We start from the raw sequence: 25,688 nt of genomic DNA on the forward strand, positions 1-25,688 counted from the left end.
CTACTGGCTCCGCGGAGTGCTCCGGCGCTCCTGCACTTCCTGACGGCGGAGGGGGGTCTTGTCCACCGCCGCCGCGATTTCCCGCACCGTGCGGGGCAGCGGTCGGGTGAGCAGGACGGAGCCGTTCTTGTCGAGCAGCACGAGGGAAAAACCGCGCGGGCGCAGCCGCATCCGCAGGTCCGACCGCTGATCGGGGTCGCTGTCCACGATGACGACGATCTCCCGGTCCGCGAGAATTTCCGGGCTGGAGAGCAGCATCTGCCGCTGCTGGAGATAGGCCGGGTCGTTCGGACTGTCGGCGAAGATCACCAGCGGGCGATGGGTCCAGGCGAATTCGGACAGCTTCACCCCTTCGGCCGGAAGCGGATCCGCGCCGGTGCCCGCCGCCAGCGCCCGGTGTTCGGTGCTGAGAACCGGCGCCGTCAGCGTCTCCGCCATCAGGGGGGCCGCGAGCAATGCGGCAAGGACAACGGTCGCGATGCGGATCATGGGGCCTCCAGTCGCGCAAGATATAGGCAGGCCCACGTGCAATTCACAGCTAAAAGCGCGATGATCCCGGTTGCGGCCCTGTGCCGCAGCCCCCGCGCGGAGGGAGAGAGATGACCGACAAGCCGGATGCCAAAACGGATGCATGGCGCGCCCTGGCCACGAAAGAGCTGAAGGGGCGCGACCCCGATACGCTGACGTGGCAGACGCTGGAAGGCATTCCCGTGAAGCCCCTCTACACGGAGGAGGACACGGCCAGCCTGCCCCATATGGGTAGCCTGCCGGGGATCGCACCCTATACGCGGGGGGTGCGGGCGACGATGTATGCCGGCCGGCCATGGACGATCCGGCAGTATGCGGGCTTCTCCACGGCGGAGGAATCGAACGCCTTCTACCGCAAGGCGCTGGCGGCGGGACAGCAGGGCGTGTCGGTGGCCTTCGACCTTGCCACCCACCGCGGCTATGACAGCGACCATCCCCGCGTGGTGGGTGATGTCGGCAAGGCGGGTGTGGCCATCGACTCGGTCGAGGACATGAAGATCCTGTTCGACGGCATTCCGCTGGACAAGGTCTCCGTGTCGATGACGATGAACGGCGCGGTGATCCCGATCCTCGCCAACTTCATCGTCACGGGGGAGGAGCAGGGGCATGACCGTGCCGTGCTCTCCGGGACCATCCAGAACGACATCCTGAAGGAGTTCATGGTCCGCAACACCTACATCTATCCGCCCGAGCCTTCGATGCGGATCATCGCGGACATCATCGAATACACCTCGAAAGAGATGCCGAAGTTCAACTCCATCTCGATCTCCGGCTATCACATGCAGGAGGCGGGGGCGAACCTCGTGCAGGAGCTGGCCTTCACGCTGGCGGACGGGCGGGAATATGTCCGCGCGGCCATCGCCGCCGGGATGAACGTGGACGATTTCGCAGGACGGCTGTCGTTCTTCTTCGCCATCGGCATGAATTTCTTCATGGAAGCGGCAAAGCTCCGCGCGGCGCGGCTGCTCTGGACCCGGATCATGCAGGAGTTCGCGCCGAAGAAGCCCGGCTCCCTGATGCTGCGGACGCATTGCCAGACTTCCGGCGTGTCGTTGCAGGAGCAGGACCCCTACAACAACGTCATCCGCACCGCCTATGAGGCGCTGGCGGCGGCGCTGGGGGGCACCCAGTCGCTCCACACCAACGCGCTGGATGAGGCGATCGCGCTGCCGACCGAGTTCTCTGCACGAATCGCGCGGAATACCCAGCTCATCCTGCAGGAAGAAACCGGCATCACCCATGTCGTCGATCCCTTGGCGGGGTCCTATTATGTCGAAAGCCTCACGGCGGAACTGGCCGACAAGGCCTGGGCGCTGATCGAGGAAGTGGAGGCCATGGGCGGCATGACGAAGGCCGTCGCCACCGGCATGCCCAAGCTCCGCATCGAGGAGACCGCCGCGCGGCGTCAGGCGCTGATCGACCGGGGGGAGGACGTGATCGTCGGGGTGAACAAGTATCGCCTTGCCCAGCAGGATCCGATCGAGATCCTCGACATCGACAACCAGAAGGTCCGCGAGTCGCAGATCGCGCGGCTGGAGCGTATCCGCGCCACCCGGAACGAGGCCGCCTGCGAGGCCGCTCTCGCCGAGGTCACGCGCCGGGCGACGGAAGGCGGCAACCTGCTCGAGGCGGCGGTGGAGGCTGCGCGTGCGCGGGCTAGCGTGGGAGAGATCAGCATGGCGATGGAGAAGGTGTTCGGCCGCCACCGGGCGGAGGTCAAGACGCTCGCCGGGGTCTATGGCGCTGCCTATGAGGGCGATGAAGGCTTCGCCGCCATCCAGCGCGACGTGGAAACCTTCGCGGAGGAGGAGGGCCGGCGCCCGCGGATGCTCGTGGTGAAGATGGGGCAGGACGGACACGACCGCGGGGCCAAGGTCATCGCCACCGCATTCGCCGACATCGGCTTCGACGTGGATGTGGGGCCGCTCTTCCAGACGCCGGAGGAAGCCGCGCAGGACGCCATCGACAACGACGTGCACGTGGTCGGCATCTCCAGCCAGGCGGCCGGACACAAGACGCTGGCTCCGAAGCTGGTGGAGGCGCTGAAGGCACAGGGCGCGGGTGACATCATCGTCGTCTGCGGCGGCGTCATTCCCCAGCAGGACTACCAGTATCTCTACGACAACGGCGTCAAGGCGATCTTCGGCCCCGGCACCAACATTCCCGATGCGGCGAAGAACATCCTCGATCTCATCCGCGCATCGCGGCAGAGCGAGGCGGCGGAGTAGGTGGCTGTCATCGACCATCTCGTCGTCTCCTCCGCGACGCTGGAGGAAGGGGCGGCTTTCGTTGAGGCGAACCTCGGTGTCGCTCCCGCTGGCGGCGGGGAACATGCGCTGATGGCCACGCACAACCGGTTGCTGGGCGCGGGCGAGGCGTATCTGGAGGTCATCTCTCCCGCGCCGCATCTGCCGCGCCCCGACCGTCCGCGCTGGTTCGGGCTCGACAGGCTTGCGGGGCCCGCACGGCTGACCAACTGGGTGCTGGCGGTGCCGGATCTGACGGCGTCGCTGCGCCATGCGCCGCCGGGCGCGGGCACGCCGCAGGATCTGACCCGGGGTGATCTCGCCTGGCGGTTCAGCCTGTCGGACGATGGCGAACTGCCCTTCGACGGCATCTTTCCCGCGCTGATCGAATGGCAGGGTGTGGCGCATCCGGTGCAGCGGCTGGGCAATACGGGGATCGAACTCGTGCGGCTGGAGCTGCGCCATCCCGATGCGCCGGGGCTGGCGGTGGCGCTGGCCCCCTTCCTCGCGGACGCGCGTGTCACGGTTCAGCCCGGTGCGCCAGGCATGACGGCATGGTTCGAAACGCCGCTCGGGCTCAGGTCGCTCTGAACTTGCCCTTCGCGCCAAGCGGGTCTAGGGACAGATCATGCGGATACTTTTTCTCGGGGATGTCGTGGGCCGGACGGGCCGCACCGCCATTGCGGAGCGGCTGCAGGGTCTCAGGGCGGAATGGAAACTCGATTTCGTCGTGGTGAATGGCGAAAACGCGACAGGCGGGGCAGGGCTTTCGCCCGACCACGCCAAGGCGCTGCTGGCGGCGGGCGCGGATTGCCTGACGCTGGGCGATCATGCGTTCGACCAGAAGGACATGATGTCCTTCATCGAGCAGGAGCCGCGCATCATCCGCCCGCTGAACTATTCGAAGATCGCGCCCGGGCGCGGCTTCCGGCTGTTCCCGCTCCCCGACGGGCGGCGCATCCTCGTGGCGCAGGTGCTGGGGCAGGTGTTCATGAAGCGCCCGTTCGATGATCCATTCTCCGCGGTGGAATCGGTGCTCAAGGCCCACCCGCTCGGCGCTGCCGCCACGGCCATCCTGCTCGACGTGCATTGCGAGGCGACGAGCGAGAAGATGGCGATGGGTCACTGGTGCGACGGGCGCGCCTCCGTCGTCGTCGGAACGCATACCCACGTGCCGACGGCGGACGCCCAGATCCTGCCCGGCGGGACGGCCTTCCAGTCGGACGCGGGCATGTGCGGCGACTACGACAGCGTGATCGGCATGAACAAGATGGAGCCGCTCCGCCGCTTCATCACCGGGATGGCGAGCGGGCGGTTCGAGCCGGGCAACGGCCCGGCGACCCTCTGCGGCATCTTCGTGGAGACGGATGACGCAACCGGAAAGGCCGTGCGCCAGGCCATGGTCCGGGTCGGCGGGCGGCTGGATCAGGCGGGTCCATAAGCTGTCCTTGTCCTGCGGGGGCAACCGTTTCTGGAGCACCGCATATGGATTGGCGGCCAATTCTTGCAGTGGAGCTTGTGTCGCTCCCGTGGGCTGGGCGTCTGGCTCCGGCGAGAGGCAGGGAAGTAGAAGCCCGCGCAGGCGGGCACGAATCCGAAGCAACGCTCCCTCATCGGGAAAAAGAGGGTCCGGGCCGAGGCGGTCGGCCTCCCCTGCAAAGGGATCAGCGGGCCGTATTCGAGGCGTTTGCGGTTCGGTATCGCTGCAGGACCGACGCCGCCCATGCAAAACCGTCACGGGACGATCCGATGTCGGAAGCTCCCAAGGCTCGCATCCGTCGTGCTGATCGCGTTCTGCGGTGACGTGCGGCGGTAACGTGCTGCGTCAGACTTGGGTCATGGCACCCACGCCGCCCTTGCCCCCTTGGGCCCCGTTCGCTAGAGATGCGGCAAATTTCAGACATCCAGACGGAGCATGCCATGGCCGGCCATTCCAAATGGGCCAACATCCAGCATCGCAAGGGCAAGCAGGATGCGGCCCGCTCGAAGCTTTTCTCCAAGCTCGCACGCGAGATCACCGTTGCGGCGCGGATGGGTGACCCCGATCCCGACAAGAACCCCCGTCTCCGCCTTGCGGTGAAGGAGGCCAAGACCCAGTCGATGCCGAAGGACGTGATCGAGCGGGCCATCGCCAAGGCGAGCGGCGCGGATGCCGACAGCCTCGAGGAGATCCGGTATGAGGGCTACGGCCCGAACGGCGTCGCCGTCATCGTCGAGGCGATGACCGACAACCGCAATCGCACCGCCTCCAATGTCCGCTCGCTCTTTACCAAATCGGGCGGCAACCTGGCCGAGACCGGCGCGGTGAGCTTCATGTTCGAGCGGAAGGGTGAGATTACCTATCCGTTGAGCGTGGGCGATGCCGACACCGTCATGGAGGCCGCGATCGAAGCGGGCGCCGAGGATGTGGAGACCTCCGAGGACGGCCATATCATCTGGTGCGCCTTCGACGAACTGGCGGATGTTTCCGGCGCGCTGGAAGCCCCGCTCGGTGAGGCGGAGAGCGCGAAGATTGTCTGGAAGCCCAGCACCACGACCGAACTGGATCTCGACTCCGCCCAGAAGCTCATGCGCCTGATCGACAATCTGGAGGATGACGACGACGTGCAGACCGTCACCGCGAACTTCGAGATCTCGGATGAGGTGATGGCTCAACTCTGAAGGGCCGGGCCTTTCAATTCTGGCGGTGTCGAATTGATCCGGCACCGCACGGGTGCGGGGCATTATCCCCGCTGACCTGCCGAGCGGGGGAATTCAGCTCCGGTCGGGCGCGTTTCTGGTTCGCCGCTGAGGGTCTTCTGCCACAGCAGGCAGGCTAATCCGTCCCGGACTTGCCAAGTCCGGCGGCGCGGCCCAGAAGAGGGGTATGGCCACCGTCACCGTTCCCCCGATTTCCCCGGAAACCGACAGCCAGCCGTTGACCGGCATGCTGTGGATGTTCGTCTCGGGCTTGTCCTTCGTCGGCGTGAACGTCTTCGTCAAGATTTTCGGGCAGGGCCTGCCGGCGGCGGAATCGGCCTTCCTGCGGTTCGGCTTCGGGCTTCTGTTCCTGCTTCCGCTCGCCCCTGCATTCCTGCGCCAGAGACCGACCCGCCGGATCATGGGGCTGATCTGGGCGCGGGGCGGGCTGCATGCCGTCGGGGTGATCTGCTGGTTCTACGCCATGACCTCCATCCCCCTGCAGGAAGTGACGGCGATCAACTATCTCACCCCGATCTACGTGACGCTGGGGGCGGCGGTGTTCTTTGGCGAGCGGCTGGCGATGCGGCGGATCGTTGCGATCCTCGTCGCCATCGTCGGCGTCATGGTGATCCTGCGTCCGGGCGTGCGCGAGGTCGAGCCGGGCCATCTGGCCATGCTGACCACCACCGCCTGCTTCGGCGCCTCCTTCCTGTTTGCCAAGCGTCTGTCCGAGGAAATGAACCCCGCTCTCGTCGTGGCATGGATGTCGGTGACGGTGACGGTTCTGCTTGCACCGCTGGCGCTCATGAACTGGGTGCAGCCCAGCCTTGCCGAACTCGGCGGCATGGCGATCGTCGCCGGCTGCGCGACTTTCGGGCATTATGCGATGACGCGGGCCTTCCGCCTTGCGCCGGTTTCCGTCACCCAGCCGGTGACGTTTCTGCAACTCATCTGGGCCACGCTGATCGGCGCCGCCGCCTTTGGGGAGGCGGCGGATATCTGGGTCGTGGTGGGCGCGGCGATGATCATCTCCGCCGTCGCCTATGTCACGCTGCGCGAAGCGCGGCTGAAACGAGGTCAGACCCCGGCGGGCATTACCGAAAGCGCCTGATCGTTCGGCGTGAGCAGCCTGCGTGAGATGCTGGCGGGGCTGATCTGGCCCAGCGTCTCCGCCCCGTCCATGACACGCATCGCATGGCCGGCTGCCTCGAGCGCGGCCATCGCCTTGCGGATCGGCAGGCCAGCCGGGAGGGCGCCGCTCGCGCTCTCCGTCAGCGGTTCCAGCGCGTCACAGGCGGTGAGCACGGCAAGCGGGTTCATGTTCTGAACGAAATCCGACACGTAGTCCGACGCGGGGTTGGAGTAGATCTCCCGCGGGGTTCCCGTCTGCACGATCCGTCCGCCTTCCAGAATGGCGATGCGGTTGCCGATCTTGAAGGCCTCGTCCAGATCGTGGGAGACGAAGAGGATCGTGCGTTTCAGCCGCTCCTGAAGGGCCAGAAGCTCATCCTGCAACTTGGTGCGGATCAGCGGGTCCAGGGCCGAGAACGGCTCGTCCATCAGCAGGATCGGGGCCCCCGTCACCAGCGCGCGGGCAAGGCCCACCCGCTGCTGCATGCCGCCGGACAGGTCCGTCACCCGCCGGTCGGCCGAGCCTTCCAGGCCGACGATCTCCAGCTGCTCCTGCACCTTGGCCCGTCGTTCCGCGGCGCTGAGCCCGGCGAGTTCCAGCCCCAGGCCCACGTTGTCCCGCACGGTCCGCCAGGGCAGCAGTCCGAACTGCTGGAACACCATGGAGACGCGATGCAGCCGCAGATTGCGGAGCGTTCGGGCATCCGCGCCGTTCACCGCAACCATCCGGTTGCCGTCGTTCACCCGAACCTCGCCGCGTGTGACCGGGTTCAGATCGTTCACCGCGCGGAGCAGGGTTGATTTGCCGGAGCCGGAAAGGCCCATCAGAACGACGATCTCGCCGGTATTGACCGTCAGGGAGGCGTTGTGCACGCCAAGGATCTGGCCGGTTTTCGCGCGCACTTCGGCACGGTCCATCCCCGCGTCCATCAGCGGCAGAGCGCCGCGCGCATTGTCCCCGAAGACGATGGAGACATTGTCGAACTCGACGGCGCTGTTCGTTGGTGCGGCGCTCATTTGCGGCGCTCCACGCGGAGCATCCGGTCAAGAAGGATGGCCACGATGACGATGACGAATCCCGCCTCGAAGCCCAGAGACGTATTGACCGTGTTCAGCGCCCGCACCACCGGCACCCCAAGCCCATTGGCACCGACAAGCGCCGCGATCACCACCATGGAGAGCGAGAGCATGATCGTCTGGTTCAGGCCCGCCATGATTTGCGGGGTGGCATAGGGAAGCTCCACCTTCCACAGCTTCTGCCGCGACGTGGCCCCGAAGGCCGTCGCCGCCTCGGTGAGCGACGAGGGCGTCGAGGATATGCCGAGATAGGTCAACCGGATCGGCGCGGGAAGCACGAAGATCACCGTCGCGATCAGGCCGGGCACCATGCCAATGCCGAAGAACACGATGGCCGGGATGAGATAGACGAAGGTCGGCAGCGTCTGCATCAGGTCCAGCACCGGGGCGACCCAGGCGTAAAGCCTTGGCCGGTGCGCAAGGAAGACGCCCACGGGCACTCCGATCGCCATGCAGACGACACAGGCGGAGAGCACCAGTGTCAGGCTTTCCATCGTCGCCTGCCAGTAGCCCTGGTTCATCACGAAGAGAAAGCCCACCAGCACGATCAGCGGCGCTTTCCAGTTGCGTTGGATGGCAAAGGCAATGGCGACGAAGATCGCCACGATGACCAGCGGGGGTGGCGTCAGCAGGAGCCACAATATTCCGTCGATCAACCCCTGCATTCCGGTGGACAGCGCGTTGAAGAACGCCGCCGCGTGCAGGTTCAGCCAGTCGAACACAAGCTTTGCCGTGCGTCCGACCGGGATCTTGGTCGAGGTTATCCAGTCCATCAGCTTGTCGGTCCTTCGGCTGGCTCAGGAGAGGAGGGGGAACTGCTCACTTGAAAGCCGTCGCGACCGCCGCCTGTGCGTCGCCGCCGTCCTTGGTCGTAACGCCTTCCAGCCAGGGCGACATGACTTCGGGATGCGCCTTGAGCCAGGTTTCCGCGGCCTTTGCGGGTTCCGCTCCGTCGTCAAGGATGGCGCCCATGATCTCGTTCTCCATCTCAAGCGAGAAGGAAAGGTTCTCAAGGAACTTTCCGGTATTGGGGCATTCCGCCACATAACCCTTCCGCGCCAGCGTGCCGACCGTGGCGCCGCCGAAATCGGGCCCGAACACCTCATCGCCGCCCGACAGATAGGTCAGGTCGAAGTTGGAGTTCATTGGATGGGGTTCCCAGCCGAGGAAGACCACTGGATGCGATTGGCCGTCGGCGCGCCGCACTTGCGCCAGCATGCCCTGTTCGGAGCTTTCGACAAGGTCGAAATCCTTCAGTCCGAACTGACCTTTTTCGATCATGTCGAGGATCAGCCGGTTGCCGTCATTACCCGGCTCGATCCCGTAGATCTTGCTGTCAAGCAGGTCGGAATGCGTCGCGATGTCCTTGAAATCCCTGATCCCCGCCGCCGCGCCCGCGGCATTGGTGGCGAGCGTGTATTTCGCCCCGGTCAGGTTCGTTCGGATTTCATCGATCGTGCCTGCCTGCCGGTAGGGTGTGATGTCCGCCTCCATCGAGGGCATCCAGAGACCTAGAAACGCGTCGATCTGCCCGTTCGCGAGCGAGGCAAACGTCACCGGCAGGGCAAGCAGCTTGATCTCCGTGTCATAGCCGAGCGCCTGCAGGACCGTGGTCGCAACAGCGGTCGTGGCGGTGATGTCGGTCCAGCCGACATCGGCGAATGTGACCTTGTCGCAGTTGGCGGCGGCGGGCAGCGCGGCTGCGACGAGGGCTGACGTGAGGAGCGTTGTGCGAACGATGGACATTGGATTCCTTCGTGATTTGTTGTTGATTGACTATTCAATCATGATGCGCGTAGTTGTACGCCGGTGAGCAGAGGTGTCAACATGCCGAAACGTGGAATGGAGCCTATTCGAAGGGCCGCGCTGGTAAAAGCGACCATAGCGGAGATCGGAGGCGTAGGGGGGCTCGACGCGACCGTGGCGCAGATCGCGCGGCGGGCGGGCGTCTCCTCGGCGCTGGCGCTCCATTACTTCGGCAGCAAGGAGCGGATCTTTCTCGCCGCCATGCGGTTCGTGCTGACCAGCTATGGTGTAGAGGTCCGCGCGGCGCTGGCCGGGGCTGATGCGCCGCGCGCCCGGCTGGACGCCATCGTCTCGGCCGGTTTTTCGCCGACGAGCTTTCAGCGTGAGACGGTGAATGCCTGGCTGAACTTCTACGTGCTCGCTCAGAACAGCGCGGAAGCGCGGCGCCTGCTGAACATCTACCGTCGTAGGCTGCATTCCAACTTGCTGCGTGAGCTGCGGCCGCTGGTGGGTGAGCGGGCGGAGGAAGCGGCCTATGCCATCGGCGCGATGATCGACGGGGTCTATCTGCGCGAGGCGCTGGGCGAAGGGACGCCTGACGGGGCGGAGGCGACGCGGGCCGTCATGGGGCATCTGGAAAAGGAGATTGCAGGATGAGGGCACAGCCCCAAGCAAGCCATTTCATCGACGGCGCCTTTGTCGAGGATACCTCGGGCGCGCCCGTCGATGTGATCTATCCGGCAACCGGCGAAGTCATTGCCCGCCTGCATGAGGCAACGCCCGCGATCCTCGACCGCGCGCTGAATGCCGCGCGGCGGGCACAGCGCGACTGGGCCGTGCTCCGCCCGGTGGAGCGGGGGCGCATCCTCCACCGCGCCGCACAGATCATGCGGGAGCGGAATCGCGCGCTTTCCGAACTGGAGACGCTGGATACGGGCAAGCCCATTCAGGAAACCCTCGTCGCCGATGCGACGAGCGGGGCGGATGCGCTGGAGTATTTCGCGGGCCTCGCACCGACCGTGACGGGCGAGACGATCCCGCTCGGGCAGGATTTCGTCTATACCCGGCGGGAGCCGGTCGGGGTCTGCGTCGGCATCGGCGCATGGAACTACCCCACGCAGATCGCCTGCTGGAAGGCCGCACCCGCGCTGGCCCTTGGCAATGCGATGGTCTTCAAGCCCTCCGAGACGACACCGCTTGGCGCGCTGAAACTGGCGGAGATCCTCATCGAGGCGGGCCTGCCGCCCGGCCTTTTCAACGTCGTGCAGGGGCGGGGCGCGGTGGGGGCTGCGCTGGTGACGGATCCGCGGGTGGACAAGGTTTCCCTGACCGGCTCCGTCGCGACGGGCGCCAAGGTCTATGCCGCGGCGGCGGAGGGTATCCGCTCCGTCACGATGGAGCTGGGCGGGAAATCCCCGCTCGTGGTGTTCGAGGATGCCGACCTGGACAGCGCGGTCGGCGCGGCGATGCTGGGGAATTTCTATTCCTCCGGCCAGATCTGCTCCAATGGCACGCGGGTCTTCGTGCAGAAATCCGTGCGAGAGGCGTTTCTCGACCGGCTTGTGCGGCGGAGCAGGGCGATCCTGCTCGGCGATCCGCTGGATGAGGCGACGCAGATGGGGCCGCTCGTCTCGCAGGCCCAGTTCGACAAGGTGATGGGCTATATCGCCCGCGCGGAGGCGGAGGGCGCGCAGCTCGTGACCGGCGGGCGGCAATGGGGCAATGCGGGGCTTTTTGTGGAACCGACCGTCTTCGCCGGGGTCACCGACGGGATGACGCTGGCGCGGGAGGAAGTCTTCGGCCCCGTCATGGCTGTCCTGGACTTCGAGACGGAGGAGGAGGCGCTCACCCGCGCCAATGCCACGCCCTATGGTCTTGCGGCGGGGGTGTTCACCGCCGACATGACGCGGGCGCACAGGATGGCGGCGGGGTTCGAGGCAGGCACCTGCTGGATCAACGCCTACAACCTGACCCCGGTGGAGGCACCGTTCGGCGGCATGAAGCTCTCCGGCGTGGGGCGGGAGAACGGCCGCGCGGCAGTGGAGCATTATACCCAGATCAAATCCGTCTATGTCGGGCTCGGACCCGTCGAAGCCCCGTATTGAAGGAGAGCGCATTATGACCGGCGGCATTCCGGGCGGTGTGGGTGGCCGTTTCCTGAAGAACGGCGACGGCGGTGAGACGGCGGATTTCGTCATCGTGGGCGCGGGTTCCGCCGGCTCCGCCATGGCTTACCGGCTGTCTGAGGCGGGGGCGAGCGTCATCGTGATCGAGTTCGGCGGAACCGACGCCGGGCCGTTCATCCAGATGCCCGGCGCGCTGTCCTACCCGATGAACATGTCGCGCTATGACTGGGGGTTCCAGTCGGAGCCGGAGCCGCATCTGGCCGGGCGCAAGCTTGCCGTGCCGCGGGGCAAGGTGATCGGAGGCTCGTCCTCCATCAACGGCATGGTCTTTGTGCGCGGTCATGCGAAGGACTTCGATCACTGGCGCGATTCCGGCGCGGACGGTTGGGCCTATGCCGATGTGCTGCCCTATTTCCGCCGGATGGAGACATGGCACGGCGGAGAGCCGGACGCGTTCCGGGGCGCCTCCGGCCCGCTGCATGTCACGCGCGGGTCTCGGGAAAACCCGCTGTTCGACGCCTTTGTCGAAGCGGGTGCCGAGGCGGGATATCCCGTGACGGCGGACTACAACGGCCGCCAGCAGGAGGGGTTCGGCGCGATGGAGGCGACGATCTGGCGCGGGCGGCGCTGGTCGGCGGCGAATGCCTATCTGAAACCCGCCCTGCGCCGTCCCAATGTCCGGCTCGTGCGGGGCTTTGCCCGGCGCGTGGTGTTCGAGGGGCGCCGTGCGGTGGGGGTGGAGCTTCAGCGCCATGGACGCACGGAAGTGATCCGGGCGCGGCGGGAAGTGGTGCTGGCCGCCTCCTCCATCAATACGCCGAAGCTGCTGATGCTCTCCGGCATCGGGCCTGCTCCGGCGCTCTCGGCCCTCGGCCTGCCGGTGGTCGCGGACCGGCGGGGGGTGGGGCAGAACCTCCAGGATCACCTCGAGATCTACATGCAATATGCGGCCGCCCGGCCCATCACGCTGTTCCGGTACTGGAACCTGCTGGGCAAGGCCTATGTCGGGGCGCGCTGGCTTTTCACCCGCACCGGGCCGGGGGCGTCGAATCAGTTCGAGGCCTGTGGCTTCATCCGTTCAGCCGCCGGGGTGGATTATCCCGACATCCAGTACCACTTCCTGCCGCTCGCCGTGCGCTACGATGGCAAGGCGGTTGCGGAGGGGCACGGGTTTCAGGTCCATGTGGGGCCGATGCGGTCCGGCAGCCGGGGGGAGGTCACCCTGCGCTCCGCCGACCCGGCGGAACCGCCTCGCATCCGCTTCAACTACATGTCGAAAGACGAGGACTGGCGCGACTTCCGCAGGGCCATCCGGCTCACCCGCGAGATCTTCGGCCAGCCCGCCATGACCCCCCATGTGAAGGCGGAGCTGCAGCCCGGCCCGGCCGTGGACAGCGACGCGGAGCTGGACGCCTTTCTGCGCGCGCATGTGGAAAGCGCCTATCACCCCTGCGGCACGGCGCGGATGGGGCGGGCGGAGGATCCGATGGCGGTGGTGGACCCGGAGTGCCGGGTGATCGGTGTGGAGGGGCTGCGCGTTGCCGACAGTTCCATCTTCCCGCGCATCACGAACGGCAATCTCAACGCCCCGTCGATCATGGTCGGGGAAAAGGCCGCGGATCACCTGCTGGGCCGGGTGCCCTTGCCGCCCTCCAACGCGGAACCGTGGGTAAATCCCGCGTGGCAGACATCCCAGCGGTGAGCCTCAGGTGTGCAGTCGGCGGCCTCCGGCGGAGGCGAGCTCCAGAAGGCTCATGTCGAGGCGTCGGTTGAACCGGCGCAACTCGCTCAGCACCATGGTCGGGGCGGGCAGCGGGTCAGTCACGGCGACGACGGAGCCCCGATAGTTGCACCGATCCAGCAGGCGAACGAGATCGACGATATCGAACTGGCGGGCGACGATGGGGGACAGGATGCAATCCGGCGCGATGCGGCGGACGAATTCCGGGCTGATCGTCGTGAACCGGCAGTAGATCATGGAAACGCCGCCGGGGAACTGCTGGATGAGCGGTGCGAGCGAGGGGCCGGGCTCAACCAGCAAAAGCCGATCGGATTCGGGTCCGATCGCGTCTTTTGGCTGCTTGAGCCAATCAGGCGCCGCGGACAGGCAGCTCATTCGAAAGTTACCATGTCATCTGCCCTGCCAAAAGACTGCACATCCAAAGGTTTAAACCCTTGTGTGGGTCACACGCAAAAGTATTCTCGATAATGTGAGCGATACAAGCAATTTCTGAGCGGAGATGTTCGGGAGCGACTTGCGATGTCGATTCGCGCGCGTCACACAGGCGTGAGCGTCGTTTAAAGCAGCGAAAGGATTAAAACAATGAGCAGCGCGACGGCGGACGAGGCCCTGAAATCGCTGGTCGCGGGCGTGCCGATTCCCCTCCTGCTGATCGATGAGGCGGACCGGATCCTGGCCACCAATGACGCGGCGGTCCGCCTGTTCGGGCTGGCGGTCGAGGCGCGTCATTACCTCACCGTGATCCGGCAGCCTGCCGTGACGAGTTGTATCGAGGCCACGCGCCGGACCGGGCGGGAGACACAGGGCCGAATGCTCATCGCCGGTCCGTCGCTCGACCGCTCGTTCCGGGTGGTGACCACGCCCGTATTGGACAGGCGGGTGCTCGTCTCGCTGGAGGAGATCACGGATGTGGAGCAGGCGAGCCGCATCCGGCGCGACTTCGTCGCCAATGTCAGCCATGAGATGCGCACGCCGCTGACGGCGCTTCTCGGCTTCATCGAAACACTTCGCGGGGCGGCGCGGGATGACGCGGCGGCGCGGGAGCGGTTCCTGTCCATCATGGCGCGGGAGGCGGAGCGGATGAACCGGCTCGTCGCGGATCTGCTGTCGCTCACGCGCGTGGAATCGGAGGAGCGCGTCCGGCCGACCGCACCGGTCGATCTCGCCGCGCTCGTGCGTTCCGCGGCGGCCAGCCTCCGGCCGGTGGCGGAAGCGGCGGGCGCGGAGATCGAGCTGACCGGCGCCGCCGAGCCGCTTACCGCGCCGGGAGACGCTGACCAGCTGACGCAGGTGCTTACCAACCTCATCGAGAACGCGCTGAAATATGGCGGCCCGGGTCGCGTGACGGTGGCGCTTTCGGGCCAGTCGCGCGACCCGGTGCTGAAAAGACCGGTTGCGCGGATCGACGTGATCGACCGGGGAGAGGGGATAGATGACCTCCACCTGCCGCGCCTGACAGAGCGGTTCTACCGTGTGGACAGTCACCGCTCCCGCGAGAAGGGCGGGACCGGGCTTGGCCTTGCGATCGTGAAGCATATCGTCAACCGTCACCGGGGCCGCCTGAAGATCGAAAGCCGGAAGGGGGAGGGAAGCCGATTCACCGTCCTGCTGCCCAGATCAGACAGCATGGAACCGGAGAGCTGAGAGGGCGTTATCTCAAATTGGGGAGAGTTCGCATGTCCATCATCCGAAGCAGCCTGCTTGCCGCCACCCTGATCTTCAGTCCTGCGATCCTTGCGGCGCAGGCCGCCGTGGAGACACCGAAGGTCGGCACGGCCGGAGAGTGCGAGGGCGGTGTGGCACAACCGGCAACGGGTGTGGCGCAGGGGCCATCCAGCGGCACCGCACCGGGGAATGCCGGTTCTACGGGTTGGAGCGGCGGTACGGGCGGCTCCAATACCGGAACGGTGCCTGCGGGCGCTTTGCCGGAATCGAAAACCTGGCAGCCGAAGACCGCCTCCGGGTTAGACCTCATGGGCGTCAAGAAGGTTGCGCCTGACTGCTGATCGAACGGATTGGTGTGGAAACGGTGCCCTCGGGGGAGCGGCTTAAAAACCTGCTGGTTTCCGCGCCCTTCATGAAGAATACCCCTGTCCGGTAAACCTCGCGGAACCGGGTTCAGAGGGAGTGGGTCTCCCCCGTTATTTCGTGGGTCGGGGGACCCGCCTGTGCCAGAACGCTCCCCTGCTTTTGGCGATGTCATGAAACTGTTACTCTTGTGTCACATAGTGGTCGCATCCTGGTCTTAGGAGACCTGCGGAAGGTCGCTTCACGGCGGTCGCCATATTGATCGGGCTAACAGGAGTTTTCCATGTCCATCGTCCGTAACACTGCCTCCGTCGTCGCGATAATCGCGGCCGGGGCTTGTGCCGCCTCCGCACGTGATGTCGTTCAGGTGGCCGGATCCTCCACCGTTCTCCCCTATGCGTCGATCGTGGCCGAGGCTTTTGGCGAGAACTTCGACTTCAAGACCCCGGTCGTGCAATCCGGCGGTTCTTCCGCAGGCCTGAAGCAGTTCTGCGAGGGCGTGGCTGACAATACCATCGACATCGCCAACTCCTCCCGTCCGATCCGTCCGGCCGAGGTCGAGACCTGCAAGGCCAACGGCGTGACCGAGATCATGGAAGTGCGCATCGGTTACGACGGGATCGTTTTCGCCTCCGACCGTTCCGCGCAGGACTTCGCCTTCACCCCCGCCGACTGGTACAAGGCACTGGCCGCGCAGACCTTCGTGGACGGCAAGCTGGTTGCCAATACGGTTTCCAGCTGGGATCAGGTCAACCCGGCCTTCGCCAAGCAGGAGATCGTGGCCTATGTCCCGGGCACCAAGCACGGCACGCGGGAGGTCTTCATCGAGAAGGTCATCCAGGAGGGCTGCGAGGCCACCGGCGCGCTGAAGGCGATGACGGATGCCCTTGGCAAGGATGAGGCGCTGAAGGCCTGCACCACCCTGCGCACCGATGGCCGCTCCGTTGACATCGACGGCGACTATACCGAGACGCTGGCCCGCATCCAGTCCAACAAGGCCGGGATCGGCGTGTTCGGCCTGTCGTTCTACGAGCAGAACACCAATACGCTGAAGGTCGCCACGATGGACGGGATCGTTCCTTCGGTGGAATCGATCTCCACCGGCGAATACCCGGTTTCCCGCCCGCTGTTCTTTTACGTGAAGAAGCAGCACATCGGCCAGATCCCCGGCCTGCTGGAATTTGCGGAGTTCTTCGTCTCGGACGACATTGCGGGTCCGGGCGGTCCGCTCGCGCAATACGGGCTTGTGCCCGATCCGAAACTGGCCGACACGCAGGCCGCCGTCGCGTCCCAGGCGGCGATGAACTGACACCCGGACAGGGCGGCGCGAGCCGCCCTCCTTCCTTTCAGAGGCTCGAACGCGCGCCATGTCCCTCCCCTGGATTATCCTCATCGTGCTGGCCCTCGCCGCGGCGGGCTTTCTGCTCGGCCGCGGTCGGGCGTTGAGCAGTCCCGACTCCCGGATGCTGCATTCGCTACCCGCCTTCCACGGCTGGTTCGTGGCGCTGTCCACCGCTGTCCCCGCGCTGCTGTGGCTGCTGGTGGGGCTGCTGGCGCTTCCCCTGCTGGCGGCGGGCGACGGGGCGCGGGGGCAGGGTTTCACCGTCGTCGTGGTCATCACCGTCCTGCTCTCCCTTGCCGGTCTTGCCCTGTCGCTGAAGCGCGTCTCGCCTGACTTCCGCGCGCGGAACGTGGTGGAGCGGTTCTCCCTCCTCATGCTGATCCTCGCCTCCACGATCGCCATCCTGACGACGCTGGGCATCGTCCTGTCGATGTTGTTCGAGACGATGAACTTCTTCAGCCAATACCCCTGGCAGGACTTCTTCTTCTCCCTGACCTGGGCGCCCGCCTTCCACGGGCAGAGCCAGCTTGGCATCCTGCCGCTGCTGTGGGGCACCCTTTACATTTCCTTCATCGCGCTGGCCGTAGCGGTTCCGATCGGGCTGTTCGCGGCGATCTACATGTCGGAATACGCCTCCAAGCCCTTCCGGTCGGTGGCCAAGCCGCTGATCGAGATTCTCGCAGGCATCCCGACCATTGTTTATGGCCTTTTCGCCCTGATCACCGTCGGGCCGCTGCTGCGCGACTGGATCGCCCAGCCGACCGGGCTTGGCACGTCCGGCTCTTCGGTGATGACGGCGGGGCTGGTGATGGGGGTCATGCTGATCCCCTTTGTCTCCTCGCTCTCCGACGACATCATGAACGCGGTGCCGCAGAGCCTGCGCGACGGCTCCTTCGGGCTTGGCGCGACGAAGTCGGAAACCATCCGGCAGGTCGTGCTGCCCGCGGCGCTGCCGGGGATCGTGGGGGCGGTGCTGCTCGCCACCTCCCGCGCCATCGGTGAGACCATGATCGTCGTTCTGGGAGCGGGGGCGGCTGCGCAGATGTCGCTCAACCCGTTCGAGGCGATGACCACCGTCACGGTCAAGATCGTCAGCCAGCTGACCGGCGACACCGATTTCGCCTCGCCCGAAACGCTGGTGGCTTTCGCGCTGGGTCTGACGCTCTTCGTGATGACGCTGGGGCTCAATGTGCTCGCGCTCCACATCGTGCGCAAATACCGGGAGCAATACGAATGACCGACGCAACCGCCGGATCGACGCCCGCGCCGCGCCGCGAGAGCACCCAGCGTTCCCTTCTGAAGCAGGATGCGCGGACGCGCCGCCGGAACGCGGCGGAGGCGCGGTTCCGCTCCTATGGCCTCATCGCCTGTCTGCTGGGCGTGCTGGCGCTTGTCGGGCTGCTGACATCCGTGCTCGGCAATGGCCTTTCCTCCTTCCGCCAGACCTATGTCGAACTGACGGTTCATCTTGACGCCGACAAGCTCGACCCTTCGGGGGCGCGCGACCCTGCCGCCATCGCAAAGGTCACGACCTTCGGTTATGCGCCGCTGATCGAGCGGGCGATGCGGGAGGCGCTGGCCGCTCGCGGCATCGCCATCGACGGGCTGTCGGAAAAGGAAGCCGCCGGCATCATTTCCCGAGACGCCGCCGCGCAGCTCCGCAACCATGTGCTCGCCAACCCGGAGGTCATCGGCACCGACGTGTCCTTCGACGTTCTCGCGAACGGGCGCATCGACGGCTATATGAAGGGCCGCGTGACGCGCGAGACGGCGGAGACGGACAGCATGGTCACACCGGGGCAGCTGCAGCTCGCCGCCGCGTTGCGCGATGCAGGGCTGCTGGAGTTGAAGTTCAACCCCTCCTTCATCACCGGCTCCGACGCCTCCGACCAGCGCCCCGAAAGCGCCGGACTGGGGATCGCGATCTTGGGCTCGCTCTACATGATGCTGATCGTGCTGGTGCTCGCCCTTCCCATCGGTGTCGCCGCCTCCATCTATCTTGAGGAGTTCGCGCCGAAGAACCGCTGGACCGATCTGATCGAGGTCAACATCTCCAACCTCGCCGCGGTGCCCTCCATCGTGTTCGGTATCCTTGGCCTTGCGATCTTCATCAACTTCGTCGGCCTGCCGCAATCCGCGCCCATCGTGGGCGGTCTGGTGCTGACCTTGATGACGCTGCCGACGATCATCATATCCACCCGGGCGGCGCTGAAGGCCGTGCCGCCCTCCATCCGCGATGCGGCGCTCGGGGTGGGCGCGTCCCGGATGCAGGCGGTGTTCCACCACGTCCTTCCGCTCGCCATGCCGGGGATCCTCACGGGGACGATCATCGGTCTGGCGCAGGCACTGGGTGAGACCGCGCCGCTTCTGCTGATCGGGATGGTGGCCTTCGTACGGGACTTCCCGGCAGCCCCGCCGGAAGGGCTTTTCGATCCTGCCTCCGCCCTGCCGGTGCAGGTGTTCAACTGGACCCAACGGGCGGACCCCGCCTTCGTCGAGCGGGCCTCGGGCGCGATCATCGTGCTCCTCGCCTTCCTGCTCGTGATGAATATCGTGGCCGTCGTGCTGCGTCGGCGCTTCGAACGCCGCTGGTAACGGAGTAAGCTCATGAACGACATGCGCATTACGGAGAGATTGGTGGACGACACCAGCAACAAGATCGCCGCCCGGAACGTCCAGGTCTTCTATGGCGATACCCACGCGATCAAGGATGTGAGCGTGGACATCCGCGACCGGATGGTGACCGCCTTCATCGGCCCCTCCGGTTGTGGCAAGTCCACCTTCCTGCGAACGCTGAACCGGATGAACGACACGATCCAGGGATGCCGGGTGGAGGGGGAGATCCTGCTCGACAGCGAGGATATCTACGACAAGCGCGTCGATCCGGTGCAGCTCCGGGCAAAGGTCGGCATGGTGTTCCAGAAGCCGAACCCCTTCCCGAAGTCGATCTATGACAACGTGGCCTATGGGCCCCGCATCCATGGCCTGTCCCGGTCCAAGGCGGAACTGGACGAGATCGTGGAGAAGTCGCTTCGCCGCGCCGCCCTCTGGAACGAGGTGAAGGACCGGCTTGCCGCGCCCGGCACCGGGCTTTCGGGAGGCCAGCAGCAGCGGCTCTGCATCGCGCGGGCGGTGGCGACCTCGCCCGAGGTTCTGCTGATGGACGAACCGTGCTCCGCCCTCGACCCCATCGCGACTGCGCAGGTCGAGGAACTGATCGACGAGCTTCGCGCGAATTTCTCCGTCGTGATCGTGACCCACTCCATGCAGCAGGCGGCACGGGTGAGCCAGAAGACCGCCTTCTTCCATCTCGGCCATCTCGTCGAATTCGGCGAGACCGGGGATATCTTCACCAATCCGAAAGACCCCCGGACCGAGAGCTACATCTCGGGCCGCATCGGCTGAGCGGGAGCGACCATGCCTGAGGTACATATCCAGTCCGCCTTCGACCGCGATCTCGAAGCGATCCAGGCGATGATCATGAAGATGGGCGGCATCGTCGAGACGCAGTTGCTCGACAGCGTGCAGGCGCTGGAGGAACGCGACGACGAGCTCGCCGCCCATGTCCGCGCCACAGACAAGCAGGTCGATCAGCTTGAGGAGCAGATCAATCTGGAGGCCGCCCGCGTCATCGCCATGCGGGCCCCCATCGCCACCGATCTGCGCACCGTGCTGACGGTGCTCAAGATCTCCAATAATCTGGAGCGGATCGGCGATTATGCGAAGAACCTCGCCAAGCGATCCGTCGTGCTCGGCCAGATGCCGCAGATCTCGGGCGCTGCCGGATCCATCCGGCGGATGTCCAAGGCGGTGGAGCAGATGCTGAAGGATGCGCTCGACGCCTATATCCACCGCGATGTTGAACTGGCCCGCGACGTGCGCGACCGCGACCAGGACGTGGATCAGATGTACAACGCGCTGTTCCGCGAGTTCCTGACCCATATGATGGAGGATCCGCGCAACATCACCGCCTGCATGCACCTTCACTTCATCGCCAAGAACATCGAACGCTGCGGCGATCACGTCACCTCCATCGCGGAGCAGGTGATCTATCTCGCGACCGGCGAGATGCCCTCCGACAACCGGCCCAAGGCGGATGCGACATCGGCCCAGCCGATCATGGAGGATCGGGGATGAGCACGAAGCCGAGTGTCCTTCTCGTGGAGGATGAGCCTTCGCAGCGCGAGGTGCTGGCCTACAACCTCGAGGCGGAGGGGTTCCGGGTGATCCCGGCCTCCAACGGGGAGGAGGCGCTGCTTCTGGTGGATGAGGAAGCGCCCGATCTGGTGCTGCTGGACTGGATGCTGCCAAATGTCTCCGGCATCGAGGTCTGCCGTCAGCTGAAGGGCCGTCCCGGAACGCGCAGTCTGCCGATCCTCATGCTCTCCGCCCGCTCGGAGGAGGTGGACCGGGTGCGCGGGCTGGAAACCGGCGCAGACGACTATGTCGTCAAACCCTATTCCATCGTGGAGCTCATGGCGCGCGCCCGCGCGCTCCTCCGCCGCACGCGTCCCGCTTCGGTGGGCGAGGTGCTGGAGTTCGGCGGCATCCGGCTCGACCCGGAGAGCCACCGTGTCTGGCGGGAAGAAAAGCTGCTGAAACTCGGCCCGACGGAGTTCCGTCTGCTCTCCACGCTGATGGAAAAGCCGGGGCGGGTCTGGAGCCGGGAGCAGCTGCTGGACCGGGTCTGGGGGCGGGACATCTATGTCGATACCCGGACGGTGGATGTCCATATCGGCAGGCTTCGCAAGGCGCTTGGCATCCACGGCGGAGAGGACGTCCTGCGCACCGTGCGCGGCGCGGGCTACGCGCTGGGATAATGCGCTGGGAGGTATCGGGAGGGTCGCCCGCCTTCACAAACGCGGCGACCCGGCCACAAGGTGAGCCGCTGCAGGGAGTGGATTGGCAGGCCATTTTATGCGGAGGTACGGGGTTGCCTGCCTCCATGAACGCGGCGATCGGGCAAGGCTGACGCGCTACGGGGCGGATCGGCGGGCATATTATCATGCAAGACCGTGCAGGCGCTGACCCGCAGGCTGGTCAGCCAGATCGACCGCTGAAAGATCTCGCCTTAACAGGCTGCTGAAAACCTCCTGAAGTGCTATGCCTATGCCTTGGAGATCGGAAAATCGGCCCGGAAACGCCCAGAAGTATATGGATTTCCGGCCGGATTTCGTCAGGTTGCGAACGATTTCCGCTCTACCACCAGCCCAAAAACCTTTTTCAGCAGCGTGTTAAAGGGTCTGGCCTGAAGCCCCCGAACCAAGCTTTTGTTTCATTGGTCCATTGTCGATGGCCGCCCTTGCCCGCCTGCGTGTGGGTATACGCGCGCGGATGGCGATTGTGCCGGAATTTCGGGAGCCGGCTGAGGGCATGGGTATGCGCGCGCGTGTAGCGATCTTGAGGCGACGGGCGGCCAAGTCTTCTACCGCGTGGATATGCAAGCGCGCATGGCGGCTGCTCCCCGTGCAGGTTTCCTTCAGGCCCGCGGTCGGTATGCCCGCAGGGCGGATGATACCCCTCCGCGCAGGCGGGTATCGGCGGCAGGCCATGTGCCCACGCCAGTTGCCCGCTCAGGGGGTGGGCGTTATCCGGGTAATCCCCACGGCGGCAGCGCGGGCAAGGGCCGGGTCCAGCGACATCGGGATATACTCTCCCCGCCGCCACAGTTCCCCCATATCGTCATAGTGGCGCGAGAGCGGATGCCCTGACTGCCCGGTCGCCGTGATGAAGACCGAACTGTCAGGGTCGGCGAAATCATAGACCCCGCGATAGCCCGCGCCATGGACGTTGAGATAGGGATTGCTGCCCGTGCCGCTGGTCAACCCGCGCATCAGCGTATCGTCCCCGCCCGAAGTGGACTGCCGGATGTTCACGAGATAGCGCAGCAGCGGCACGTTCCCCAGCACCGGATGGTCATGCGCCGCCTGATGGATGTCGCCCCAGCGCCAGCTTTCCAGATTGCGGCCATAGCGTTCGGAGAGCCGCAGCAGCGCATCGTCCAGTGCCATCCGCGCAATGTCCGTGCAGGTCTCCACCGGGGAGGACTGGATGATGTCGCACCATTTCCCGGCGCCGTCGATGTTGCGGAATACCCGCTCCATGAACAGCGGATCGGCATGAGTGAAGCTGTCCGCCAACGGGCCGAGCTCATCCCGGATGAGCTTTTCCTGCAGGCTCCGCATCCAGGCGGCATAGATCAGCGGCTCGGGCAGATGCTCGTTCATCTCCCCGTTCCACTCGGCCAGCAGGTTCAGCGCCTTCTGGCGGAGCCGTTCGGTGGTGCCTTCTGCGGCGGGCTCGCCGGTGAACCACAGATCCTTGCCGATGAGCGGCAGAAGCGTGCGCGCGCCCTGGCTCACCGTGTCGAGCTGCGCTTCGATGAAGCTCTCCCGCGTGTGGACTTCCCGTGTCTGCATCAGACGCTTCCACCGCTCGATGCGCTGGCTGTCGCCCCAGTCGAAGCTCACGTGCCGGGGGAAGGGGGCGTCGATGATCTTGTTGTTGGTATTGCCGAGGATGCCTCCCTCCGGCTCCACGAACCGGGGGTTCTCCGCATAGGGGAATATCCCCTGCCAGCGGTTCTGCGCGATCCAGCCGGGGCTGGGCATCCGGCCCTGCGTCTGGTGGGCCGCATCGCGCAGGGGCATGGCACCGACGAGCTGCATGGCGATGCCACGGGCATCGGCCAGCATCAGGTTCTGCGAAGGCGCGGTGTAAAGCTCCCCTGCCGCCAGCCCCTCCGTAACGGAACGCGCGGTCATCAGCCGGAGGCCCGCGGTCATCGTCCGGTCATGCGGGGTGAGCGCCGTCCAGGTCAGCGACATCACGTGGCCGGGCGGCGTGACTGTCCCCAGATCGTAATGGGAGCCCGGCAGGACAGGGCCGTTCTCCGTCCAGCGCAGGGTGAGCGTGACGGGGGGCGCGTCCTTGATCGACAGGATCGCGCGGCGTGTCTCGAAGCTCTTGTAGCCCGAGGGAGTCAGGTATTCCTCCGGGTTCTCGGGGTTCAGCCGCTCGATATGCAGATCCTGATCGTCGAGGTAGGAGGAGGTCAGCGCCCAGCCCAGATCGGCGTTCCGCCCGACGATCACCAGCGGGATGCCGGGGATCGTCCCGCCGATCACCCCGCCGCCTGCAAGGTCAAGCCGCGCGAGATACCACACCGTCGGGGCCGAAAAGTTGAGGTGCGGATCGTTGGCCAGCAGCGTGCCCCCCGACGCGGAGCGGGAGGGCGCCGCCGCCCAGGCATTGGAGGCCCCGGCGAAAACCTGCGGATGCACGGGATCGAAGGCGCTCTCCGGCCCCGACAGCGCGGCATAGGAAGGCGTCACGTTCGGCACGATGCTGGCATAGTCCGGCAGGGCGGCGATGCCGGGGCCGGGAACGTCCGGCAGGATGTCCTGCACCCGGTTCGCGGGCATCAGCAGCGATGTGCGGGCGCGCAGCACCTCCCGCTCCATCTGGCCGGTCAGCTGCAGCGCCATGAGCTTCAGAATCGCCAGCGAATCCGCCGGTTGCCAATGGGCGATCTCGGGCGGGAACAGGAAGAACTCCGGTGCGCCGCGTCCCAGAGCCTGCGCGTTCACCGTTTCGATCCAGGCGTTCACGCCGCGGGAATAGGCCTCCAGCGCGCGTTTCGTGGGCTCGTCCTGCTCCTCGAACGACGCTTGCGCCAAGCCGTAAAGGTCGAGACGGCGGATGAACTCGTCGGTCCGCACCGTGCGCGCCCCGAAGACTTCTGACAGCCGCCCCTGCGCGGTGCGGCGCAGAATCGTCATCTGCCACAACCTGTCCTGGGCGTGGACGAAGCCCAGCCCGAAGAAGGCGTCCTCATCCGTCTTGGCGAAGATATGCGGCACGCTTGCGGTGTCGCGCACGATTTCCATGGGCTGATGCACGCCCGAAAGCCGGTAGGACGCGCTGTAATCGGGCAGGGAGCGGGACGTGACATAGTAAAGGCCCGCGAGCGTCGCAGCCGTCACCAGGATCAGCGCTGTGAGAATCCGCACAAGCCAGCGGAATGCGATGAGCATGGGGGCCTTCAGTTGACGCGGGCGATGGAGCCCGTAGTTAAGTCAAAGCGGTGAGACGCGCAATCGTGAGGAGGGGACATGAAGGTCGCATTTCTGGGTCTGGGTGTGATGGGGGCGCCGATGGCGCGGCATCTGGCAAAGGCGGGCCATGCGGTCACCGTCTATAATCGCACGTATTCCAAGGCGGCCGCCTGGGTCGCAACCTATGGCGGGCAGGCCGCGCGCACGCCCGCCGCGGCGGCGGAAGGTGCCGAATTCGTGATGGTCTGCGTCGGCAATGACGATGACCTGCGGTCTGTCTGTCTCGGGCCGGAGGGCGCCTTCGCGGGGATGGCGGCGGGCAGCGTGCTTGTGGATCACACGACGGTCTCTGCGCGGGTGACGCGGGAGCTTGCGGCGGCGGCGGCGGAGCAGTCCATCGCTTTCGTCGATGCGCCGGTCTCAGGCGGGCAGGCGGGAGCCGAAAACGGTATCCTGTCCGTCATGTGCGGCGGTGCGCCGGAGGATTTCGCGCGGGCGGAGCCGGTGATCGCCGCCTATTCCCGCATCTGCCGCCTGATCGGGCCGACTGGCTCGGGCCAGCTTGCCAAGATGATGAACCAGATCTGCATAGCGGGTGTGGTGCAGGGCCTTTCGGAAGCGCTGTCCTTCGGGGAGAAGGCGGGCCTTGACGGGCGCGCGGTGGTGGAGGTCATCAGTCAGGGCGCCGCGGGATCATGGCAGATGGTCAACCGGCATGACTCGATGCTGGACGACCGTTTCAACTTCGGTTTCGCCGTGGACTGGATGCGCAAGGATCTGGGCATCTGTCTCGCGACCGGCGACGAGATCGGCGCCCCTCTGCCCCTGACCGCTCTGGTCGATCAGTTCTACAAGGATGTGCAGGCGATGGGCGGCGGGCGGTGGGATACTTCCTCCCTCCTGCGCAGGCTGAAGGCATTTGACCGGGAGGAACTGGATCAACGCTGATCCCGCTCCCGTGTTGCGCGTGCCGCGCTTGATCGG

The 25,688-nt window shown here is 65.8% G+C and carries 23 protein-coding genes; 17 read left to right on the top strand and 6 right to left on the bottom strand.

Translation table 11 applies throughout. The features are described from left to right. Positions 1–489, bottom strand: a complete 489-nt coding sequence (locus CDV49_RS08830; RefSeq protein WP_088215174.1) for a DUF4174 domain-containing protein — start codon at positions 487–489, stop codon at positions 1–3. 110 nt (positions 490–599) lie between these two features. Here CDV49_RS08830 and scpA point away from each other — a divergent pair, with 110 nt between their 5' ends. From scpA to CDV49_RS08855, 5 genes are all read left to right on the top strand, one after another. Further along, positions 600–2,756: a methylmalonyl-CoA mutase gene (gene scpA / locus CDV49_RS08835; protein ID WP_088215175.1), complete on the top strand. Its 2,157-nt coding sequence runs from the start codon at positions 600–602 to the stop codon at positions 2,754–2,756. Continuing rightward, a complete protein-coding gene (locus tag CDV49_RS08840) occupies positions 2,757–3,365 on the top strand; it encodes a VOC family protein (RefSeq protein ID WP_088215176.1) in 609 nt (202 codons plus the stop codon). A 37-nt stretch (positions 3,366–3,402) separates the two neighbouring features. After that, positions 3,403–4,215: a TIGR00282 family metallophosphoesterase gene (locus CDV49_RS08845; protein ID WP_088215177.1), complete on the top strand. Its 813-nt coding sequence runs from the start codon at positions 3,403–3,405 to the stop codon at positions 4,213–4,215. A gap of 479 nt (positions 4,216–4,694) precedes the next feature. Beyond that, positions 4,695–5,435, top strand: a complete 741-nt coding sequence (locus CDV49_RS08850; RefSeq protein ID WP_088215178.1) for a YebC/PmpR family DNA-binding transcriptional regulator — start codon at positions 4,695–4,697, stop codon at positions 5,433–5,435. Between the two features lie 205 nt (positions 5,436–5,640). Next, complete coding sequence (locus CDV49_RS08855) at positions 5,641–6,567, top strand: DMT family transporter (protein ID WP_088215179.1); 927 nt, start codon at positions 5,641–5,643, stop codon at positions 6,565–6,567. Here the strand turns inward: CDV49_RS08855 and choV are convergent. The 3 genes from choV to choX are packed head-to-tail and all read right to left on the bottom strand — an operon-like array spanning position 6,534 to position 9,410. Then, on the bottom strand, positions 6,534–7,604 hold the full coding sequence (gene choV / locus CDV49_RS08860) for a choline ABC transporter ATP-binding protein (RefSeq protein ID WP_088215180.1): 1,071 nt from the start codon (positions 7,602–7,604) through the stop codon (positions 6,534–6,536). The genes CDV49_RS08855 and choV overlap by 34 nt on opposite strands. Continuing rightward, positions 7,601–8,437: a choline ABC transporter permease subunit gene (gene choW, locus CDV49_RS08865; RefSeq protein WP_088215181.1), complete on the bottom strand. Its 837-nt coding sequence runs from the start codon at positions 8,435–8,437 to the stop codon at positions 7,601–7,603. The genes choV and choW overlap by 4 nt, the downstream gene beginning before the upstream one ends. A gap of 46 nt (positions 8,438–8,483) precedes the next feature. Continuing rightward, the gene (choX, locus tag CDV49_RS08870; RefSeq protein WP_088215182.1) at positions 8,484–9,410 is read right to left on the bottom strand and encodes a choline ABC transporter substrate-binding protein; all 927 of its coding nucleotides are present in this window, start codon (positions 9,408–9,410) and stop codon (positions 8,484–8,486) included. A gap of 81 nt (positions 9,411–9,491) precedes the next feature. On the opposite strand from choX, the gene betI reads away from it, so the two are divergent. Genes betI through betA form a run of 3 tightly spaced genes read left to right on the top strand, consistent with a single transcriptional unit; the run spans position 9,492 to position 13,238 of the window. Next, positions 9,492–10,067: a choline-binding transcriptional repressor BetI gene (gene betI / locus CDV49_RS08875; RefSeq protein ID WP_088215183.1), complete on the top strand. Its 576-nt coding sequence runs from the start codon at positions 9,492–9,494 to the stop codon at positions 10,065–10,067. After that, positions 10,064–11,515 carry a betaine-aldehyde dehydrogenase gene (gene betB, locus CDV49_RS08880; RefSeq protein ID WP_088215184.1) on the top strand — a complete coding sequence of 484 codons (1,452 nt, stop codon included), beginning with the start codon at positions 10,064–10,066 and terminating at the stop codon, positions 11,513–11,515. Before betI ends, betB begins: the two co-directional genes overlap by 4 nt. Positions 11,516–11,528: 13 nt before the next feature. Continuing rightward, positions 11,529–13,238: a choline dehydrogenase gene (gene betA / locus CDV49_RS08885; protein ID WP_088215185.1), complete on the top strand. Its 1,710-nt coding sequence runs from the start codon at positions 11,529–11,531 to the stop codon at positions 13,236–13,238. A gap of 3 nt (positions 13,239–13,241) precedes the next feature. Here the strand turns inward: betA and CDV49_RS08890 are convergent, their stop codons facing one another. Beyond that, a complete protein-coding gene (locus CDV49_RS08890; protein WP_088215186.1) occupies positions 13,242–13,652 on the bottom strand; it encodes a hypothetical protein in 411 nt (136 codons plus the stop codon). 207 nt (positions 13,653–13,859) lie between these two features. On the opposite strand from CDV49_RS08890, the gene CDV49_RS08895 reads away from it, so the two are divergent. From CDV49_RS08895 to phoB, 8 genes are all read left to right on the top strand, one after another. Then, the gene (locus CDV49_RS08895; RefSeq protein ID WP_088215187.1) at positions 13,860–14,921 is read left to right on the top strand and encodes a sensor histidine kinase; all 1,062 of its coding nucleotides are present in this window, start codon (positions 13,860–13,862) and stop codon (positions 14,919–14,921) included. A 32-nt stretch (positions 14,922–14,953) separates the two neighbouring features. Further along, positions 14,954–15,283: a hypothetical protein gene (locus tag CDV49_RS08900; RefSeq protein WP_088215188.1), complete on the top strand. Its 330-nt coding sequence runs from the start codon at positions 14,954–14,956 to the stop codon at positions 15,281–15,283. A 305-nt stretch (positions 15,284–15,588) separates the two neighbouring features. Then, positions 15,589–16,614, top strand: coding sequence for a substrate-binding domain-containing protein (locus tag CDV49_RS08905; RefSeq protein ID WP_088215189.1), 1,026 nt, complete (start codon positions 15,589–15,591; stop codon positions 16,612–16,614). 58 nt (positions 16,615–16,672) lie between these two features. Further along, a complete protein-coding gene (pstC, locus tag CDV49_RS08910) occupies positions 16,673–17,884 on the top strand; it encodes a phosphate ABC transporter permease subunit PstC (protein WP_088215190.1) in 1,212 nt (403 codons plus the stop codon). Next, positions 17,881–19,242, top strand: coding sequence for a phosphate ABC transporter permease PstA (gene pstA, locus CDV49_RS08915; RefSeq protein WP_088215191.1), 1,362 nt, complete (start codon positions 17,881–17,883; stop codon positions 19,240–19,242). The genes pstC and pstA overlap by 4 nt, the downstream gene beginning before the upstream one ends. Before the next feature lie 12 nt (positions 19,243–19,254). Continuing rightward, positions 19,255–20,052: a phosphate ABC transporter ATP-binding protein PstB gene (gene pstB, locus CDV49_RS08920; RefSeq protein WP_088215192.1), complete on the top strand. Its 798-nt coding sequence runs from the start codon at positions 19,255–19,257 to the stop codon at positions 20,050–20,052. Positions 20,053–20,064: 12 nt separating this feature from the next. Beyond that, positions 20,065–20,784 carry a phosphate signaling complex protein PhoU gene (gene phoU, locus CDV49_RS08925; RefSeq protein WP_088215193.1) on the top strand — a complete coding sequence of 240 codons (720 nt, stop codon included), beginning with the start codon at positions 20,065–20,067 and terminating at the stop codon, positions 20,782–20,784. Continuing rightward, entirely contained in the window at positions 20,781–21,467 is a 687-nt protein-coding gene (phoB, locus tag CDV49_RS08930; protein ID WP_035713014.1) for a phosphate regulon transcriptional regulator PhoB, read from the top strand. The genes phoU and phoB overlap by 4 nt, the downstream gene beginning before the upstream one ends. Before the next feature lie 753 nt (positions 21,468–22,220). On the opposite strand, the gene CDV49_RS08935 is transcribed toward phoB, so the two are convergent. Then, positions 22,221–24,683: a penicillin acylase family protein gene (locus CDV49_RS08935; RefSeq protein WP_088215194.1), complete on the bottom strand. Its 2,463-nt coding sequence runs from the start codon at positions 24,681–24,683 to the stop codon at positions 22,221–22,223. A gap of 78 nt (positions 24,684–24,761) precedes the next feature. On the opposite strand from CDV49_RS08935, the gene CDV49_RS08940 reads away from it, so the two are divergent. Next, positions 24,762–25,652, top strand: coding sequence for an NAD(P)-dependent oxidoreductase (locus CDV49_RS08940; RefSeq protein WP_088215195.1), 891 nt, complete (start codon positions 24,762–24,764; stop codon positions 25,650–25,652). Positions 25,653–25,688: the final 36 nt, after the last annotated feature.

It is taken from the genome of Haematobacter genomosp. 1, assembly GCF_002196855.1.
GTDB lineage: Bacteria > Pseudomonadota > Alphaproteobacteria > Rhodobacterales > Rhodobacteraceae > Haematobacter.

Excerpts from the sequence above, each read along its gene's own strand:
- CDV49_RS08830 (WP_088215174.1), bottom strand. The coding sequence starts at position 489 with ATGATCCGCATCGCGACCGTTGTCCTTGCCGCATTGCTCGCGGCCCCC.
- scpA (WP_088215175.1), top strand. The coding sequence starts at position 600 with ATGACCGACAAGCCGGATGCCAAAACGGATGCATGGCGCGCCCTGGCC.
- CDV49_RS08845 (WP_088215177.1), top strand. The coding sequence starts at position 3,403 with ATGCGGATACTTTTTCTCGGGGATGTCGTGGGCCGGACGGGCCGCACC.
- CDV49_RS08850 (WP_088215178.1), top strand. The coding sequence starts at position 4,695 with ATGGCCGGCCATTCCAAATGGGCCAACATCCAGCATCGCAAGGGCAAG.
- CDV49_RS08855 (WP_088215179.1), top strand. The coding sequence starts at position 5,641 with ATGGCCACCGTCACCGTTCCCCCGATTTCCCCGGAAACCGACAGCCAG.
- choV (WP_088215180.1), bottom strand. The coding sequence starts at position 7,604 with ATGAGCGCCGCACCAACGAACAGCGCCGTCGAGTTCGACAATGTCTCC.
- choW (WP_088215181.1), bottom strand. The coding sequence starts at position 8,437 with ATGGACTGGATAACCTCGACCAAGATCCCGGTCGGACGCACGGCAAAG.
- choX (WP_088215182.1), bottom strand. The coding sequence starts at position 9,410 with ATGTCCATCGTTCGCACAACGCTCCTCACGTCAGCCCTCGTCGCAGCC.
- betI (WP_088215183.1), top strand. The coding sequence starts at position 9,492 with ATGCCGAAACGTGGAATGGAGCCTATTCGAAGGGCCGCGCTGGTAAAA.
- betB (WP_088215184.1), top strand. The coding sequence starts at position 10,064 with ATGAGGGCACAGCCCCAAGCAAGCCATTTCATCGACGGCGCCTTTGTC.
- betA (WP_088215185.1), top strand. The coding sequence starts at position 11,529 with ATGACCGGCGGCATTCCGGGCGGTGTGGGTGGCCGTTTCCTGAAGAAC.
- CDV49_RS08890 (WP_088215186.1), bottom strand. The coding sequence starts at position 13,652 with ATGAGCTGCCTGTCCGCGGCGCCTGATTGGCTCAAGCAGCCAAAAGAC.
- CDV49_RS08895 (WP_088215187.1), top strand. The coding sequence starts at position 13,860 with ATGAGCAGCGCGACGGCGGACGAGGCCCTGAAATCGCTGGTCGCGGGC.
- CDV49_RS08900 (WP_088215188.1), top strand. The coding sequence starts at position 14,954 with ATGTCCATCATCCGAAGCAGCCTGCTTGCCGCCACCCTGATCTTCAGT.
- CDV49_RS08905 (WP_088215189.1), top strand. The coding sequence starts at position 15,589 with ATGTCCATCGTCCGTAACACTGCCTCCGTCGTCGCGATAATCGCGGCC.
- pstC (WP_088215190.1), top strand. The coding sequence starts at position 16,673 with ATGTCCCTCCCCTGGATTATCCTCATCGTGCTGGCCCTCGCCGCGGCG.
- pstA (WP_088215191.1), top strand. The coding sequence starts at position 17,881 with ATGACCGACGCAACCGCCGGATCGACGCCCGCGCCGCGCCGCGAGAGC.
- pstB (WP_088215192.1), top strand. The coding sequence starts at position 19,255 with ATGAACGACATGCGCATTACGGAGAGATTGGTGGACGACACCAGCAAC.
- phoU (WP_088215193.1), top strand. The coding sequence starts at position 20,065 with ATGCCTGAGGTACATATCCAGTCCGCCTTCGACCGCGATCTCGAAGCG.
- phoB (WP_035713014.1), top strand. The coding sequence starts at position 20,781 with ATGAGCACGAAGCCGAGTGTCCTTCTCGTGGAGGATGAGCCTTCGCAG.
- CDV49_RS08935 (WP_088215194.1), bottom strand. The coding sequence starts at position 24,683 with ATGCTCATCGCATTCCGCTGGCTTGTGCGGATTCTCACAGCGCTGATC.
- CDV49_RS08940 (WP_088215195.1), top strand. The coding sequence starts at position 24,762 with ATGAAGGTCGCATTTCTGGGTCTGGGTGTGATGGGGGCGCCGATGGCG.